Origin of the sequence: Curtobacterium sp. MCLR17_043 (assembly GCF_003224215.1) — a bacterium.
GTDB classification, from domain to species: domain Bacteria; phylum Actinomycetota; class Actinomycetes; order Actinomycetales; family Microbacteriaceae; genus Curtobacterium; species Curtobacterium flaccumfaciens.
Map to the genome: position 1 here is coordinate 161,007 of NZ_QKLH01000009.1, position 16,399 is coordinate 177,405.

13 protein-coding genes are annotated in these 16,399 nt (G+C 72.1%); 1 reads left to right on the forward strand and 12 read right to left on the reverse strand.

What is annotated here, in order from left to right; all coding sequences use genetic code 11:
* Positions 1-181 precede the first annotated feature (181 nt).
* The 7 genes from ispG to DEJ03_RS10790 all read right to left on the reverse strand — a co-directional run bounded on the left by ispG (position 182) and on the right by DEJ03_RS10790 (position 7,530).
* Complete coding sequence (ispG, locus tag DEJ03_RS10760; RefSeq protein ID WP_171907786.1) at positions 182-1,336, reverse strand: flavodoxin-dependent (E)-4-hydroxy-3-methylbut-2-enyl-diphosphate synthase; 1,155 nt, start codon at positions 1,334-1,336, stop codon at positions 182-184.
* Between the two features lie 56 nt (positions 1,337-1,392).
* Entirely contained in the window at positions 1,393-1,953 is a 561-nt protein-coding gene (locus tag DEJ03_RS10765; protein WP_110864592.1) for a cysteine hydrolase family protein, read from the reverse strand.
* The gene (locus tag DEJ03_RS10770) at positions 1,950-3,440 is read right to left on the reverse strand and encodes a cytosine permease (RefSeq protein WP_110864593.1); all 1,491 of its coding nucleotides are present in this window, start codon (positions 3,438-3,440) and stop codon (positions 1,950-1,952) included. The genes DEJ03_RS10765 and DEJ03_RS10770 overlap by 4 nt, the downstream gene beginning before the upstream one ends.
* 24 nt (positions 3,441-3,464) lie before the next feature.
* Complete coding sequence (locus tag DEJ03_RS10775; RefSeq protein WP_181422682.1) at positions 3,465-4,799, reverse strand: RIP metalloprotease; 1,335 nt, start codon at positions 4,797-4,799, stop codon at positions 3,465-3,467.
* 128 nt (positions 4,800-4,927) lie between these two features.
* Positions 4,928-6,040, reverse strand: coding sequence for a 1-deoxy-D-xylulose-5-phosphate reductoisomerase (gene dxr / locus DEJ03_RS10780; protein ID WP_110864595.1), 1,113 nt, complete (start codon positions 6,038-6,040; stop codon positions 4,928-4,930).
* Between the two features lie 2 nt (positions 6,041-6,042).
* Complete coding sequence (locus tag DEJ03_RS10785) at positions 6,043-7,014, reverse strand: FKBP-type peptidyl-prolyl cis-trans isomerase (protein WP_071404621.1); 972 nt, start codon at positions 7,012-7,014, stop codon at positions 6,043-6,045.
* A 6-nt stretch (positions 7,015-7,020) separates the two neighbouring features.
* Positions 7,021-7,530, reverse strand: a complete 510-nt coding sequence (locus DEJ03_RS10790) for an OsmC family protein (RefSeq protein ID WP_071404620.1) — start codon at positions 7,528-7,530, stop codon at positions 7,021-7,023.
* Between the two features lie 34 nt (positions 7,531-7,564).
* Here DEJ03_RS10790 and DEJ03_RS10795 point away from each other — a divergent pair, with 34 nt between their 5' ends.
* Positions 7,565-8,557 carry an asparaginase gene (locus DEJ03_RS10795; protein WP_110864596.1) on the forward strand — a complete coding sequence of 331 codons (993 nt, stop codon included), beginning with the start codon at positions 7,565-7,567 and terminating at the stop codon, positions 8,555-8,557.
* An 85-nt stretch (positions 8,558-8,642) separates the two neighbouring features.
* Here DEJ03_RS10795 and DEJ03_RS10800 read toward each other — a convergent pair whose 3' ends face one another.
* From DEJ03_RS10800 to DEJ03_RS10820, 5 genes are all read right to left on the reverse strand, one after another.
* The gene (locus tag DEJ03_RS10800) at positions 8,643-9,413 is read right to left on the reverse strand and encodes a hypothetical protein (RefSeq protein ID WP_110864597.1); all 771 of its coding nucleotides are present in this window, start codon (positions 9,411-9,413) and stop codon (positions 8,643-8,645) included.
* A 65-nt stretch (positions 9,414-9,478) separates the two neighbouring features.
* Positions 9,479-11,449: an FHA domain-containing protein gene (locus tag DEJ03_RS10805; RefSeq protein WP_110864598.1), complete on the reverse strand. Its 1,971-nt coding sequence runs from the start codon at positions 11,447-11,449 to the stop codon at positions 9,479-9,481.
* A 23-nt stretch (positions 11,450-11,472) separates the two neighbouring features.
* Positions 11,473-13,950 carry a DUF3488 domain-containing protein gene (locus DEJ03_RS10810; protein ID WP_110864599.1) on the reverse strand — a complete coding sequence of 826 codons (2,478 nt, stop codon included), beginning with the start codon at positions 13,948-13,950 and terminating at the stop codon, positions 11,473-11,475.
* Positions 13,947-15,260: a DUF58 domain-containing protein gene (locus tag DEJ03_RS10815; protein WP_258370746.1), complete on the reverse strand. Its 1,314-nt coding sequence runs from the start codon at positions 15,258-15,260 to the stop codon at positions 13,947-13,949. The genes DEJ03_RS10810 and DEJ03_RS10815 overlap by 4 nt, the downstream gene beginning before the upstream one ends.
* Before the next feature lie 98 nt (positions 15,261-15,358).
* Positions 15,359-16,330 (reverse strand): MoxR family ATPase, encoded by a 972-nt coding sequence (locus DEJ03_RS10820; RefSeq protein ID WP_027465773.1) that lies wholly within the window; start codon positions 16,328-16,330, stop codon positions 15,359-15,361.
* Between the last annotated feature and the right edge of the window lie 69 nt (positions 16,331-16,399).

Below are 16,399 nucleotides of genomic sequence, written 5' to 3' on the forward strand. Positions count from 1 at the left end.
CGGTGCGGCACCAGCCGCTGCGTGCGCGCCTGCAGCCTCGCACGGAGCGATCAACCCCGCACGGAAGCGCGAAGCACGCACCGTGCCGACCGGCGATGGCACCAGTGCCGGTACCGCACGACGACGGACCGGAGGCCCGGTGCCAGCTGGCACCGGGCCTCCGGTCGGAGGGTGGTCGCGCCTACGGCGCCATGATCACCTGGGGCGTGCCGGTGGCGGCGGCCGGACCCATCTCGTCCGCGATGCGGTTCGCCTCGTTGATGAGGGTCTGGACGATCTCGGCCTCGGGCACGGTCTTGACGACCTGGCCCTTGACGAAGATCTGCCCCTTGCCGTTGCCCGAAGCGACGCCGAGGTCGGCCTCGCGCGCCTCGCCCGGGCCGTTCACGACGCAGCCCATGACGGCGACGCGGAGTGGGACGGTCATGCCCTCGAGCCCCTTGGTGACGTCGTTCGCGAGCTGGTAGACGTCGACCTGCGCGCGACCGCAGCTCGGGCAGGAGACGATCTCGAGCTTGCGCTCGCGCAGGTTGAGCGACTGCAGGATCTGCAGGCCGACCTTGACCTCTTGCGCGGGCGGGGCGGAGAGCGACACGCGGATGGTGTCGCCGATGCCCTCGGCCAGCAGGATGCCGAACGCGGTGGCGCTCTTGATCGTGCCCTGGAACTCCGGGCCGGCCTCGGTCACGCCGAGGTGCAGCGGCCAGTCACCGGCGGCGGCGAGCTGCCGGTAGGCCTTGACCATCACGATCGGGTCGTTGTGCTTGACCGAGATCTTGAAGTCGTGGAAGTCGTGCTCCTCGAACAGGGAGGCTTCCCACACCGCGGACTCGACGAGCGCCTCGGGGGTGGCCTTGCCGTACTTCTGCAGCAGGCTCGGCTCGAGCGACCCCGCGTTCACGCCGATGCGGAGCGAGACGCCGGCGTCCTTGGCGGCCTTGGCGATCGCGCCGACCTGGTCGTCGAACTTGCGGATGTTGCCCGGGTTGACGCGGACGGCGGCACAGCCGGCGTCGATCGCCTGGAAGACGTACTTCGGCTGGAAGTGGATGTCGGCGATCACGGGGATCTGCGACTTCTTCGCGATGATCGCCAGCGCGTCGGCGTCGTCCTGCGTGGGCACGGCGACCCGGACGATGTCGCAGCCCGAGGCCGTGAGTTCAGCGATCTGCTGCAGCGTCGCGTTGATGTTGGTGGTCTGCGTCGTGGTCATCGACTGCACGGACACCGGGGCGTCGCCGCCCACGAGCACCTTGCCGACCCGGATCTGCCGCGACTTGCGACGCGGAGCGAGGGTTTCGGGGGACTTGGGCATACCGAGGTTGACTGCGGGCACGTGAGCACTCTACGCGCTCGGTCTGACCGTGCCGGGTCCGGTCCCCGTGCGTCTGTTCAGAGCTCCCGGACCGAGTCGACGACCGTGATCAGCGGGGCGTAGAGCCGCATCACCGCGAGCGCTCGGTCGTGGTCCTCGTCGCTGGCGCCGGCACAGGCGTCCGCCACGACGGTCACCGACGCACCGGCGTCGGCCGCGGCCAGCGCGGTCGACAGCACGCAACAGTCGGTCGACACTCCCGTGAGCACCAGGTGCGGGTGGTCGCCGACGACGGACTGGAGGCTCGTCCCCCACTTGCCGAAGGTCGGTTCCGTCACGACGGGGTCGTTCCGGTCCGCGGCGGCCGACGCGAAGGGCTCGGTGAGCGCGTACAGGGGGTCGGCCTCCGGCACCAGTGCGAAGGGCCAGTCGCGGTAGTACGGCACCCACGCACCCTCGGGCTCCGCCGGAGCCACGAAGCGGGTGAAGACCGTGCGGCCCGTGAACCGCGGGAGGAGCCGCTCGATGCCGGCGCCGGCGTGGTCGTACCGCGGGGCGGCCCACGGGTTCTCGCCGGTGAACACCTGCTGCATGTCGATCACGACGAGCCAGGCGTCGTCGGGGATCTCCGCGCTCATCGCAGGTCGTCCGGGGTGCTCGGTGCTCCCGGTGTGCTCAGGGCTTCCTGGCGGCGGACCGACCCGCGCGCGAACAGCAGCGTGCCGAGGAACCCGACGACCAGGGCGACGAGGACGCCGAGGTTCGCGTACGCCCAGGGACCCTCGCGTCCGCCGAGGCCGAACGGACCGAGCAGGTAGCCCTGCCAGGTCAACCACGTGGGTGACGCCAGCGTGACGAGGCCCCACCCGAGCGCAGTGCCGACGACGACCAGGGCGATCGCGCCCCACCGGACGTCACCGTAGCGGCCGCGGCGGTCGTCGAGCTCGGCCTCTGCGTAGGCGCGTCGGCGCAGGAGGACGTCGGCGACGAAGATGCCGGCCCACACCGCGATCGGGACGCCGAGGGTGATCAGGAACGCCTGGAACGGGATGACGAACGACTCGGCGAAGAACGCGATGTAGATCGCCCCAGCCACCATGAACACGCCGTCGACCCCGGCTGCGACCGGCCGCGGGATCTTCACGCCGACGCTCAGCAGCGCGAGGCCCGACGAGTAGATGTCGAGGACCGCTCCCCCGACGAGCCCGAGGATCGCCACGATCGCGAACGGGATGAGGAACCAGATCGGCAGGATGGTGGTGAGCGCGCCGATCGGGTCGTCCTGGATGGCGGCGTTCAGGTCCGGCGACGACCCGGCGAGCAGGACCCCGAAGACCACGAGGATCGCCGGGGCCAGCGCGCCGCCGAAGGTCGTCCACCCGACGACCCCACCGGTGGACGCGGCCCGCGGCAGGTACCGGGAGTAGTCGGCAGCAGCGTTCACCCAGCCGAGGCCGAAGCCGGTCATCACCAGGACCAGGGCCCCGATGACCTGCTGACCGCTGCCGGAGGGCATCGCGGCGATCGCGGCGAAGTCGATGGAGGGCACCGCGAGCACGATGTAGACGACGGTGAGCACCCCCGTGATGACCGTGATCCAGGTCTGCAGGCGCATGATCACGTCGAAGCCCGCGACGCCGGCCCCGACCACGAGCGCCGCGACGACGACCAGCGCGACGACCTTCGTCAGCACCCCGCCGTCCCAGCCGAGCTCGGTGAAGACCGTGGAGGTCGCCAGGACCGCCAGGGCGGCGAGCGAGGTCTCCCACCCGACGGTAAGGATCCAGCTGAGGAACGAGGGCACCCGGTTGCCCCGCACGCCGAAGGCCGCACGACTCAGCACCATCGTCGGCGCCGACCCCCGCTTGCCGGCGATCGCGACGACGCCGCACAGCAGGAACGAGAACACCACCCCGACGACCGAGACGGCGGTGGCCTGCCAGAAGGAGATGCCGAACCCGATGACGAACGCCCCGTAGGCGATGCCGAGGACGGAGATGTTCGCGGCGAACCACGGCCAGAACAGTCCCCGTGGGGTGCCCTTCCGATCGGACTCGGCAATGACGTCGAGGCCCTGGCGCTCGACGGTGCGAACCTCGGGAGGGTTCGGGGCGGCTGTGGTCATCCGCTGAGCGTAGCGCCGGAGCGACTACCCGAACAGGTTCACCGGCCGCACGATGTCGGCGTAGATGAGCAGCGCGCTCATGCCCGCCAACAGCACCACGACGACCATCGTCAGCGGCATCGTCTTCGCCAGGTCGATGGGCCCCGGGTCCGCCTTGCCGACGAGCTTGAACGACCGTCGCTTGATCGCTTCCCAGAGCGCCCCAGCGATGTGTCCGCCGTCGAGCGGCAGCAGCGGCACCATGTTCAGCACGAACAGGCCGATGTTGAGCGAGGCCAGCAGCCCGAGGATCGTGTACGCCTTGTCGACGACGGGGACGCCGCTCATCGACGAGACCTCGCCGATCGCGCGGCCCACGCCCACCACCGACACGGGGCTGTCCTGCGACCGCTCCTGGGCACCGAACGCGGCGTTCCACACGGCGACCAGGCGCTGCGGCAGGTCGATGATCAGGTGCGCCGACGCCGCGATCTGGGCGCCGGTCGCGGGCAGTACCTCGGCCGGGGACTGCCGCACCAGGGACTGCCCGATGCTGACGCCGACCACGCCGACGCGCTGGGTCTTCGTGGTGCCGCCGTCGTTCTTGACGACCTTGCCCTCGGCGTCGTAGACGTCGCGGGTGGCGGTCGTCGGGGTGATCTCGAGGGTCTTGCGGGCACCGTCGCGCTCGACGACCACGGTGACCTGCTCACCGGCGGACTCCTGGAAGACCTCGGAGACGCGGGTGATGGTGGGGTCCTGCTCACCGTTCACCGAGAGCACGACGTCGCCGGACTCGATGCCCGCCTGCTTCGCCGGGGACACCGCGTCGCCGGGCGAGCACTCGGTCGTCTGGCTGTTCGGCAGCACGCACCCGACGCTCGACGTGAAGGTCGTCGTCGGCGCCCCGAACCCGCACAGCAGCACACCGAACAGCACGATGCCGATCACCAGGTTCATGGCCGGGCCCGCGACCATCACGATGATCCGCTTCCACGGCGTCAGGCGGTAGAAGGCACGGGAGTCGTCACCGCCGGAGTCCGCGATCTGCTCGGCGCTGGCCTGGCGGGCGTCCTGCACGAACGCGCCGTACATGCCGGTGTTCGTGATGGCGTTCGCCCGGCCCGAGGCGCGCGGCTTGAGCATGCCGACCATCGAGATGTACCCACCGAGCAGGATCGGGCGGATCCCGTACTCGGTCTCACCCCGCTTGAACGACCACATCGCCTTGCCGAAGCCCAGCGAGTACTGCGTCACCTTGACGTTGAAGAGCTTCGCGAAGGACAGGTGCCCCAGCTCGTGGAGTCCGATCGAGACCAGCAGGCCGATGATGAAGACGACCACGCCGAGGACGAAGAGCAGGACGGATTCGACGGTCACCGGGAAAGAGTACGGGACTGATTCCATGACGGAGCCGAGCGCCGTCTGAGAGGTGATCCGGGCCTCCAGGCCTGTGCGTCACGTCCGCGGTCTGCCGCCTCCGCGTCGGACGGGAGGCGCGACTCGCGTCAGCGGGTCAGCGCGCGGTCCGCAGCGGTGCGGGCCCACTGCTCCGCGGCGAGCACGCCGTCGAGTGACGGCTCCCCCGCGGTGTGCTCCTCGACGACGCGCTCGACCGTGTCGACGATGTCCAGGAAACCGATCGCACCCGCGTGGAACGCGGCGACGGCCTGCTCGTTCGCGGCGTTGAACACGGCCGGGAACGTGCCGCCCAGCTCACCCACCCGCTTGGCGAGGGCGACGGCGCCGAAGGCGTCCTGGTCGAGCGGCTCGAACGTCCACGTGCTCGCGGTCGTCCAGTCGAGCGGCACGCCGACGCCGGGCACCCGGTCCGGCCAGGCCAGGCCGAGCGCGATCGGCAGACGCATGTCCGGCGGCGACGCCTGGGCGACGGTGGAGCCGTCGACGAACTCGACCATGGAGTGCACGATCGACTGCGCGTGCACGGTGACGTCGATGCGGTCGTACGGCACGTCGAAGAGCAGGTGGGCCTCGATGACCTCGAGCCCCTTGTTGACCAGGGTCGCGGAGTTCGTCGTGACGACGAGACCCATGTCCCAGGTCGGGTGCGCCAGTGCCTGGGCGGGGGTGACGTCACGGAGCTGTTCGCGGGTGCGCCCACGGAACGGACCGCCACTCGCCGTCAGGACGAGCCGCTGCACCTCGGCGTCGGCGCCGGAGCGCAGCGCCTGCGCGATCGCGGAGTGCTCGCTGTCCACGGGCACGATCTGCCCGGGCGCCGCGGCCTGCTGCACGAGGGAGCCGCCGACGATCAGGCTCTCCTTGTTCGCGAGGGCGAGCACGGCACCGCTCTCGAGCGCCGCGAGCGTCGGGCCGAGGCCGACCGAGCCGGTGATGCCGTTCAGGACGACGTCGGCCTCGACGCTCCGGACGAGCTGCTCCGAGTCGGCCGCGCCGAACGCCGTGTCGTGGACGCCGAACCGGGCGGCCTGTTCCGCGACGAGGTCGCGGTTGCTGCCGGCGGTGAGCCCGACGACCTCGAACCGGTCGGGGTTGCGGGCGACGACGTCGAGCGCCTGGGTGCCGATCGAGCCGGTGCTGCCGAGGACGACGATCCGCCGACGGTCCGGACCGGTGGTGCCGAGGCGGCCGTCCGTCACGGTCAGCCCTTGGCGAGGATGTCGACCACGAAGACGAGCGTGGCGTTCTTCGGGATGCCCGAGCCCTCCTGCGGGTTCGCGCCGTAGGCGTCCTCCGGCGTGGCGACGATCAGGACCTGCGAGCCGACCTTCTGCCCGACGAGCCCGGTGACGAAGCCCTTGATGAGCGCGCTCTCCGACACGGTGAAGGTGGTGGGGACACCCTTCGACCACGAGGAGTCGAACTCCTTGCCGGTGTCGTAGACGACGCCCTTGTACTGCACGAGGGCGGTGTCGCCGTCGGCGATCTCGGTGCCGTCGCCCTGCTTGAGCACCTCGACCGTGGTCTTCGTGGGCGCCTTGACGCCGTCGGGGACCGTGATCTCCGGCTCGCCCGAGGCCTTGTCCTTGACCGTGGGCAGGCCCGGGTCCTGGTCCTGCGGGGTACCGGTCGCCTTGGTCGGGGTCTGCGCGACGACGTCGGCGACCACGACGATCTCACCGCCGGTGTTGAAGCCGAGTGCCGAGGACTGTCCGACCGCGGCGACCCGGTCGCCCACCTTCGAGCAGGCGAGGAGCGCACCGAAGCCCGATCCGCCGACGGAGAGCACCTGCGGGTTGCCCTCGTCGAAGCCGACGGTGCCGAGCTTCTTGGCGTCCGATGCCTCGTACACGCTGTAGGAGACCTGCGCGTAGTCGCCCTCGTCGAGCGCCGCGCCCTTGCCCTTCACGAGGCGGGTGGCCTGCGGCGTCTTCGCGGACAGGCCGGACGAGAACTTCACGGTCGGTGCCTTCGGTCCGCCGAACGACCCGGTCGCCTTGATGGCATCGGACGACTTGCCCGGGTCGGGGCAGGAGGTGATCGCCGAGGCCGTGGCACTGGCCGACGGGGTCGGCGAAGCCGAGGACCCGTTCGAACCGGAGCCGGAGCAGGCGGCGAGTCCCAGCACGACGGCGGGGACGATGGCGATCGGGAGCAGGCGGAGACGCTTCACGAGGACCTAGTCTGCCCCACCTGTCGAAGAGTCCCCTGCCAATGACGCAGGTCGGACGACCAGCTGCGGCTCGTGGTGCACCGGGAACGCCACGGACCGCGCGATGAAGCAGAGCTCGTTGGCGGTGACGTGTGCGGCTTCGGCGTCCGCGACCCGGTCGGCTTCGAGGATCGTGACGACCGGGTGCAGGGTCGCCTCGGTCAGTTCGCCCGAACCGTCGCGGTTCAGGCGGAGCGACGCGGTCGCGGTGTCCTGGTAGTCGACGACGGTGAAGCCCTTCGTCACCGCGACGTGCAGGTAGCTGAGCATGTGGCACTGGGCCAGCGCCGCGACCACCATCTCCTCGGGGTTCCAGCGGTCACGGTCCCCGCGGAACGTCGGGTCGGCGGAGCCGGGGACGTCGGGCTTGCCGGTCGCGGAGACCACGTGTTCGCGGCCGTAGTCGCGGTACCCGGAGGTGCCGGTCCCGCGGTCGCCGGTCCAGCTGACGGAGACCTCGTAGGAGTGGTCGTGCACGGGTGCGCCCCTTCGCCTTGGCTAGCATGGCGGCATGACGGTGAGCCCCGAAGTCCGCAGTGATCGCCATCCTCTCACCGCCGACGGTTCCGTCGAGCTGGCGGTGCTCGAACGCTCAGGGTTCGACGAGAGCCGGCACGTCGGCGCCGGAGTCGTCGTCGACGCGAGCGGCACCGTGATCGACTCCGTCGGCGACGTGACCGCGAGCATCTACCCGCGTTCCACCATGAAGCCGTTCCAGGCCCTGGCCGTCCGACGTGCCGGTGCGCTGTTCTCCGACGAGGAACTCGTCCTCACCACCGCGAGTCACGCCGGCACCGCGGCGCACCAGGCGCTCGCCCTGCACATGCTCGAGTCCTTCGACCACGTCGAATCCGACCTCGGCTGCCCGCCCGACATGCCCTTCGACCGCGGGACCGCCCGGACGATGGACGGCCCCCGCCGCCTGGCGATGAACTGCTCCGGCAAGCACGCCGGCATGCTCGCGGCCTGCCGGGTGAACGGGTGGGACGAAGCCACGTACCTCGACATCGAGCACCCGCTGCAGCAGCGGGTGCGTTCCGTGGTCGAGGAGTACACGCACGAGACCGTCGACCTGGTCGGTACGGACGGCTGCGGCGCCCCCGTGTTCCCGCTCACCCTGACGGGGTTGGCACGCGGGTTCGCCGGTGTGGTGGCACGGGCCGACGACGACTCCGCCGCGCTGACCGACGCGGTCCTGGCGCACCCGTGGGCGATCGACGGCGTCGGACGCGCGAACACGGTCACCATCGAGCGATTGCAGGTGCTGGCGAAGCTCGGTGCCGAGGGCGTGATGGTCATGGGGTTGCCCGGAGGCGCGGCCGTGGCCGTGAAGGTGCTCGACGGCTCGCAGCGGGCCGGCACCCTGGCGGCCCTGGCGCTGCTCGAGCGGAACGGGCTCGTGGCGTCGGACGGGGTGGCCGAGGTGCTCGAGGCGACGGGTGAGCGGGTGCTCGGTGGTGGCGTGCCCGTCGGTGCGGTGCGGGTCGGCGCCGGGTTGCGCTGATCGTTGGTCGGCGCTGGTCAAGGGTCAGCGCCGGTCAAGGGTCGGCGCTGGTCAAGGGGCAGCGCTGGTCAAGAGTCGGCGGTGGTCATCGATCGGCGCTCACGGGGTCGGGGACGAGGACCGGCAGCGCCGGGGACACCCGGACGACCGCGTGGTCGTCAGGTCGACGAACGGAGCAGCCGTACCGTGAGACCTCGACGGTGACGTCCCGCTGACGAGGCGCCGATCCGAGTCCGGCCACGAGCACCACGGACCCGTGCGGTCGGCCGTCGGCCCCCATCCGCACCACGACCGAGGTCCCCCATGGCAGGGCGTGCACTGACAGGCTGCTCGCTGACCGGGCGCTCGCTGACCGGGCGCTCGGGGCTGGATCGGCGCTGCTGGTCCCCACGGCGTCGAGGACCTCGGGAGCAGCGGCCCAGCGCAGGTCCTCGTCGGTGTGGACGGCAGCGGCTCGGAGCTGCTCGGCGAGCCCGCGGAACACCGCGACGGCGAGTGCTCCGGCACCGACGACCACGACGTGGGACACGGCGTCGACCCGGAGCACACGGCCGCCCGGACCGTGCCCGAGGACGAGTGCCGGCGTGCCGTCGCCGTCCCCGGGAACGGTGCCCGTCAGCGTTTCCGGCGCACCGAGCGGTCCGGGCTCGGCGGGCTGGTCGGGTCCGCGCGGAGCGACGACCGCGACCGGGTCTGGCGAGGCCGAACGGTGCAGCACCACGTCGACCAGCGCGCAGCACGCACCCGCGCCGAGCAGGACGCCCTGCCCCGCGCCGCTGATCGGCGCGAGGACCCCGGCCACGACGAGCGCGACCGCGGCCCCCACGATCACGCAACGTGCGGTGAACCGGGACATGACCCCATCGCACCAGGAACGAGCAGCTCAGCGCTGGCCCGGGACCCGATCTGTGGAGAAGTCGCCTACTGCACCAGGAAGAACTGCTCACCGATGTCGACGCGGGCACCACGCTCGACGCGGTACCGACGACCGGGCTCGCAGCGGCGGATCGATCCGTCGATGTGCCGGACGACCGTGCCGTTGCCGGAGAACCGGTCGGAGACCCACAGGTCGTCGCCGTCGCGGCCGAGCTCGAGGTGCGTCTTCGACACGGACTTGCCCGGGTCGTGCACGGTCAGCAGGTCGTCGTAGCGCTCCCCCGGCTGCGGTCGCGGCAGTCGGCCGAGCAGGCCCGTGCCGTGGACGCCGAGCCGCTCACCCGTGCTGAAGTGCAGCACGAACGGTGCGCGCGTCGGGGTCTTCGCGACGATGCGGGTCTCGTCCACGTCCTCGTCGAGGTCGTCGAGCGCACCGGCCGCTGCGGGCGACTCCGACCGGTCGACGGGCGGAAGCGGCAGCACCGGTCCGGTCGTTCCCGGGATCGGGGGCAGCGGTGCAGCGGAGGGCACGCCCGCGGTGTCGGCGGACGGTGCCGAGGAGGGGACGGTGGCGGAACCGGGCACCGGCGGGATCGGCGTGCGCGCCACGGCGGACGCCTCGGTCGGCGGCTCGGGCTCGGTCACCGGTGCAGCGTGCGCTCCGCGGGGACGTCGGCCGGCATCAGACTGCTCGACCTCGGCGCGGAGGAAATCGTCGTCCACCGGGATCTCGTCGTCCGGATCGTCGCCTGCAGCGCGCTCGTCGGACCCGTTCGGACCCGCGGGCACGGCCGGATCCGCGTCGGGCTCGTCCAGCACGTCCGGCTCGTCCGCAGCATTGCCCGCGTCGGCGGCCTGCGGCCCGTCGGACTCCTCGGCTGCCCAGTCGGGTCGGGTCATCGGCAGCGGCATGACCGGGCCGGTGAAGGCCGCGGTGACCGCCGGACGGACGGCTCCGCACTCGCCGCAGAAGATGTCGTCGGGTTCGAGCCGGTTGCCGCAGACGTGGCAGATGGTCGTCTCGTGCATGCCCGGGGTGACGAGCGGGGCCGGACGGGGCGGTCGACGGTCGATCAGTGGCTCGACCACGGCCGTGTCCCCGGGCTGCGGGGGCGACACGACGGCCGGCTGGTCGTCGGTGGCGCTGGTCTCCGACGCCGCCACGATCGCCTCGTCGGGCTCCGGCTCGGAGGCGTCCCGGGCACCCTGTGCGTCCCGGGGTTCCTGTGCATCCTGTGCGTTCTGGGCGTCCTGTGCCGCGTGTTCGTCGGGCGCGGGAGCCGCATCGTCCTGTTCGGAAGCAGGTCCGGCGGGTGCTCCCGGCATCGGCGGGACGACCGGATCGGCGGGCACCTCGGCAGCCGGGGTACCGCGACCGACCCACCAGGACGGACCGGCGGGTGCCGCCGGGGGTGCGGTGGCAGCGGGCGGCGCCCACACCGGAACGGAGGGCTCGGCAGCGGGCGGCGGCTCGACGGGCTGGGGCTCGACGGGCTGGGACTCGAGGGGCTGTCGCACCGCCCGGTCCGACACCGACGACGGAGCATCGCGGATCGGGTCCTCGGGCGTCTCGGGGCGACCGGGAGCCGGGGCGATCCGCGTGCGTTCGGGGTCGTCCGCATCGAGGGGTTCGGACGGGTATGCGTCGGGGTCGAGGGGAGGCTCGGACTCGCCCGGCGCACCCGACCAGTCCTCGAGCCCGGAGCCGGCACCGTGCACATGGGAGGGGGCCTGGCGCGGCGCGAAGTCGTCAGGACGCTGCACCGGCACGGGTGCCGGCGGTTCGGTCCCGCGACGGTCGGCACCGGTGAGCCAGGCACGGGTGGCGGGATCGAGCGTGGCTTCGGGCAACCAGGCGTCGGAAGCCGGGTCGGACCGTCGGCCGTGTGCGTCGGGCTGCTGCAACGGTGGCGGCGGCGCCTGTTCGACGGGGGTCGGCGCGACCGGGCGACGGCTCGCGGCGGCGGTGACCGCGCGACCGCACTCACCGCAGAAGATCGCTCCGACCGGGAGCATCGATCCGCAGTGTTCGCATCTGATCACGTGGTGCCTCTGTCCTCACTCGGCCGTCCACGACGCTCGTCCGGCCTCTGGACATCGTAGTCGCCGCGCCCCGACGCAGCCTGGCCGCCGGTCCGCCGACGGGACCGTGCCGTCGGACGGCGTCCCGTTCCCCGCAGGGACCGGAGCGAGACGGCGGTGCGGAACCGCTCCCGCCTGGTCCGCCCTGTCCGGAGCGAACCGATCGCGTCGTCGGTCGCCGCCCACATGCGGTCGGCGGTGGTCTGGTCGGCGTCACTCGGACCGAACACCGCACGGTCGGCCAGCGCGGCGAGTCCGGTGCCACCGTCGCCCGGTGCACCGACCACGGCTTCGCGTCGGGTTGCTGCCTGCCGCACGTCGTGCCCGCGGTCGAGCAGTGCGTCGCGGTACTCGTCCCAGGCGCCGACGATGCGGCCGCGCGGCGTGGTGGCGTTCCGTCGTCGGCGGCGCCGCAGTCGCTTCAGCAGCACGATGACGGCGAACGGCAGCAGGACGAGCGCGACCACGCCGAGGGTCCCGAGGGCCCAGGGCAGCACCGCGAGCAGGATCTGGAGCCAGAGCGGCTGCACCGGCGGCGTGTTCCGGTCGCTCTCGGGGGGCGTCTGCTGGTCCTGGTCCTGCCGGTCGACCGGGGGCGGCGGCACCACCGTCTCGGGTCGGGTGACCGGCTGCGGGGTCTGCTGCTGCTCGTTCGGGATCTCGCGCACCTCGGGGTTGGGGTTGAGCATCACCCAGCCCCACTGCGCGGTGTCCACCTCGATGCGGGCCGTGACGTCGGACCCACGGAAGGTCGTCGTCCCGCCACGCGCTGCGGTGCCGTCGCGGCCCGAGTCTCCCCCGGCCGTGAAGCCCATCACGACCCGTGCCGGGAACCCGATCTCGTCCGCCATCAGTGCGGCCGCCGCGGCGTACTGCTCCTGGTCCCCGATCATCAGGGGTGCGGTGAGGAGCTCCTGGACACGGTCGGCACCGTGACCGGACCGACTCATCCGGTCGTCGCCGACACCGTGGCTGACGTACCCGTTCCGCTGCAGCGACTGCACCGCGGCGAGGAGCTTCGCACCGGGTGCCGACACGTCCTTCGTCGCGGACTCCACGGTGTCGCGCACGGCGTCGGGGACGTCCCGTGCGGTGGGCACGGCGGCGCTCCCCGGGCGCGCGGTGGCCAGCTGCCGTTCCGTCGGCTGGTCGGGCAGCACCGCCGTCAGGTCGTAGGACGTGCCGTCTCCCACTCCGCCGACCACGGCGCCGGTGCCGGTCGACCCGTTGTAGAAGAAGGCGCCGCGCTCGTCGTCGGCGTCCTGCCCGGTGAACTCCACGCGCTCCAGGTCACCGACCGTCGGCAGCCATACACCGCGGTACCCGTCGACCGTCACGCCGACGTCGACCGTGGTGCCCCGGACTCCACGGACGTCGACCGCGGTCGGTACCCGTTCGAAGGTGCCCGAGCCGGCGGAGCCATCGGTCCCGCCGACGCGGTAGACGACGCCGTCGTAAGTGTCGAGCGTCGCGATGCGGACGAACCCGCCCTCGGGCAGACCGGTCACCCGGAACTGGGTCGCGTCCGAGGCGGTGGACTCCTCGTAGGCGCGGAACCCGCTGAGCGGACTGACGTAGTCGCGTGGGTCGAAGGGCTTCACGACGTCGGTGCGTGCGACGGTGCGCTCACCCGACGGAGGTGCCACCAGGCCGAGTCCGGTCGCGACGACCGCCGCGGCCACGATGGTGCCGGTTCCCACGAGGGCGGGGCGGACGATCGACCGCGCGACCGGCACGCGTGCACCGATGGTGGTCGCCACCGCGACGGCGCGACGCGCGTGCCGCACGGTCAGCGCCCAGACGAGGGCGAGGCCCACCAGGACGACCGCCGTCACGATCGACGTGTCGAGCCGGCTCGGCCCGACGACCACCCCCACCGCGAAGAGCACCAGTGCCGGGATGCTCGCGAGTTCCTGCCTGGAGGCGCGGGTCGCCACGCTCACGGCGGTCACCGTGGCCACGAGCAACGTCACGAAGTACGGCACGAGGAGCGCCTCGTAGGAGCCCACCGGCAGGCTGATGGTCACCAGCTGCTTCCAACCGAGGGCGACGCCGGCGAAGAGGTCGAGGAGGCCGCGTCCGGTGGGCAGCAGGCCGTTGGCCTGACTCGGCACGGCGGCGGGGACGCCCGTGAGCGTGAAGGCGGCGACGGTCGCGACCGCCACGACGGCCGTCGGGAGCCGGAACAGGGTGCCGAGGAGCGCGACGACCGTCCCGATGAGGATCGCCGTGACGGCGGCGGTGATCATCGCGCCGTCCCGGTACACCGGCCACCAGGACGTGCTCGCGACGGCCAGCAACAGCCAGACCGCCAGCGTGCCGCCGGCGAGCCGGAACGGCACGAGCCGCCGTGCGTCGCGACGGTCGGACCGCCGGGTCGAGCGCCTCGCCCGGTCCGGTGCCCCGGCCGGGGTGGTCACGGGTGCGGCGCTCATGCTGCCGAGGCCGATCGGTGCAGAGCGTGCCGGAGGTCGTCCAGGTAGCCGATGGTCATCACCGTCAGACCCGCGACGCGCAGGAACCGCGGCTGGGCCTCGGGCTCGCAGATCACCGCGACGACCTCCACCCCGACGGGGAACCGCGTGGCGGCGAGTCGGAGCGCGGGTAGGCCGACGGTCGACCCCACCACGAGGAACGCGACGGAGATGCCCTCGGTGTCGCTGCCGACGATCCGGGAGACCTCGGCGATCGGCAGGCACGCGTCAGCGAGGCCGACCGAGGCGAAGTCGTCCAGCAGGCGCGTCGGCGTGACGGTGGGGAGCGTCCGCACCGCGTACACGGCACGCTTCGCGAACTCGGGCGTGCGCTGCGACACCACGACCGAGACCTCACGGCCGTCGCGGATCGCCCGCGCGCCGAGGGACGCGGCCGCGCTGACCGCGAGCTCGAACTCCTCGTCGTCGGCGAACTCACCGCGGGCGATGCCGAGCGCGACGACGAGGTGCGAGCGACGGGTGTCCTCGAACTGCCGGACCATGAGCGCGCCGGACTTGGCAGTCGACTTCCAGTGGATGGTGCGCGGGTCGTCTCCGGGCATGTACTCGCGGATGGCGTGGAAGGCGATGTCCGCCGGTGACAGGTCCGTCGTCGCCTGCCCCTCGAGGTCGCGCACCAGGCCGGTGCTCGTCGACGGGATCGCGATGGTGCGCGGGTGCACGATGACCTGCTCACGGGCGGTCCAGACGAGCTCGCGGCGGACGAGTCCCACCGGGTCGGCGCGGACGCCCGTCACGGGACCGACGTCGAGCACCCCGCGGCGGAGCGTCGGGACGGGGACCTCCCGCTCGAAGGTGCCGTGCGGCCCGATGGCCGGGATCGCGACGTCGACCAGGCCGGATCCGACCGGGACCTCGACCGTGGTCGGCACCGACGGCAGGCGCGTGGGGTTCTCGGCCGTGATGATCACGCCGGCGTCGTCGCCGACCGCCACACGGTGCTGCGGCAGCCGCATCCTGATCGCCAGCCGCGACCGGCCGATCAACGCCACCGCGGCGACCACCGCGAGCACGGCGCCGGCGAACCCGACGACGACGATCTCCCGCAGGCTGAACCGGTAGCCGGTCACGAAGGCGACGAGCGTCAGGGCGGCGACCGTCCACCCGAGCCCGGTGACGACGGAGGAAACCTCGCCCCAGAGACGCAGGACGAGCCTCCAGGCCGTTGCCCAGAGCCGGACGATCCCGATGACCGCATCCGCTGCGACGCCCTCGCGGTCACCGACGATGCGCGTCCGCACGTTGGTCATGCCGGTGACCGTCCCCGTGCGCTCGTACGCCGTCGTGCCACGACGCGACCGCGTCGAGGACGGACGGCGCGAGCGCGTGGAGACGGGCCGGCGGTCCGTCACGTCGTGACTCGGTCGGCAGGCGGCGGGGTCTCCACCAGGAGCTGCGCGATGACGCTCGGCGCGCTGACGCCGTCGAACTCGGCCTCGGCGTCGAGCACCAGGCGGTGCGCGAGGACCGGGACGGCCAGTGCCTTCACGTCGTCCGGCGTGACGTAGTGGCGACCGCTCAGCGCCGCGAGGACACGGGAGGCACGGATCAGGCCCATCGCCCCACGGACACTGACGCCGAGCCGGACCTCGCTCGCCGAGCGGGTCGCGTCCACCAGACGGGCGACGTAGTCGGCGATCACGGCGTCGACGTGCACGGTGCGCGCCAGGGCGGCCATCTCGGTGATGGTCGCGGCGGGCACGACGCTCGCCAGCGGGACCGACGCCGACGGAGCCGACGAGGTCTCGAGGATCTTCACCGTCGCGGCGTGGTCGGGGTAGCCGATGGACGTCTTCATGAGGAAGCGGTCGAGCTGCGCCTCGGGCAGACGGTAGGTGCCGGCCTGCTCGATCGGGTTCTGGGTCGCGATGACCATGAACGGCGCGGCGAGGCGGTGGTTGACGCCGTCGACCGTGATCGCGGACTCCTCCATCGCCTCGAGCAGCGCGGACTGCGTCTTCGGGCTCGCACGGTTGATCTCGTCGGCGAGCACGATGTTCGCGAAGACCGGCCCGCGGTGGAAGTCGAACTCCTGCGTCCGCTGGTCGTAGACGCTGATGCCGGTGATGTCGCCGGGCAGCAGGTCGGGGGTGAACTGGATGCGGTTCGTGGTGCCCTGCACGCTCTGCGCCATCGCCCGGGCGAGGCTCGTCTTGCCCGTTCCGGGGACGTCCTCGAGGAGCAGGTGCCCCTCGCTGAGCATCGCCGTGACCGCGAGGCGGATCACGAACGTCTTCCCGAGGAGCACCTGCTCGACGTTGGTCACGATGCGGCCTGCGACGTCGGCGAACCAGGTGGCCTGCTCCGGGGTCATGCTCATGCGGGGTGGTCCTTCGGTCGTGGCGGGAGGTGTGCGGCCTGTCTCTTATACACATCTGACGCCTCCGTG

Bases quoted from the DNA above. Each gene is read 5' to 3' on its own strand.
- DEJ03_RS10765 (WP_110864592.1), bottom strand. From the start codon at position 1,953: ATGAGCGCGGAGATCCCCGACGACGCCTGGCTCGTCGTGATCGACATG.
- DEJ03_RS10770 (WP_110864593.1), bottom strand. From the start codon at position 3,440: ATGACCACAGCCGCCCCGAACCCTCCCGAGGTTCGCACCGTCGAGCGC.
- DEJ03_RS10795 (WP_110864596.1), top strand. From the start codon at position 7,565: ATGACGGTGAGCCCCGAAGTCCGCAGTGATCGCCATCCTCTCACCGCC.
- DEJ03_RS10800 (WP_110864597.1), bottom strand. From the start codon at position 9,413: ATGTCCCGGTTCACCGCACGTTGCGTGATCGTGGGGGCCGCGGTCGCG.
- DEJ03_RS10805 (WP_110864598.1), bottom strand. From the start codon at position 11,449: ATGCTCCCGGTCGGAGCGATCTTCTGCGGTGAGTGCGGTCGCGCGGTC.
- DEJ03_RS10810 (WP_110864599.1), bottom strand. From the start codon at position 13,950: ATGAGCGCCGCACCCGTGACCACCCCGGCCGGGGCACCGGACCGGGCG.
- DEJ03_RS10815 (WP_258370746.1), bottom strand. From the start codon at position 15,260: ATGACCAACGTGCGGACGCGCATCGTCGGTGACCGCGAGGGCGTCGCA.
- DEJ03_RS10820 (WP_027465773.1), bottom strand. From the start codon at position 16,330: ATGAGCATGACCCCGGAGCAGGCCACCTGGTTCGCCGACGTCGCAGGC.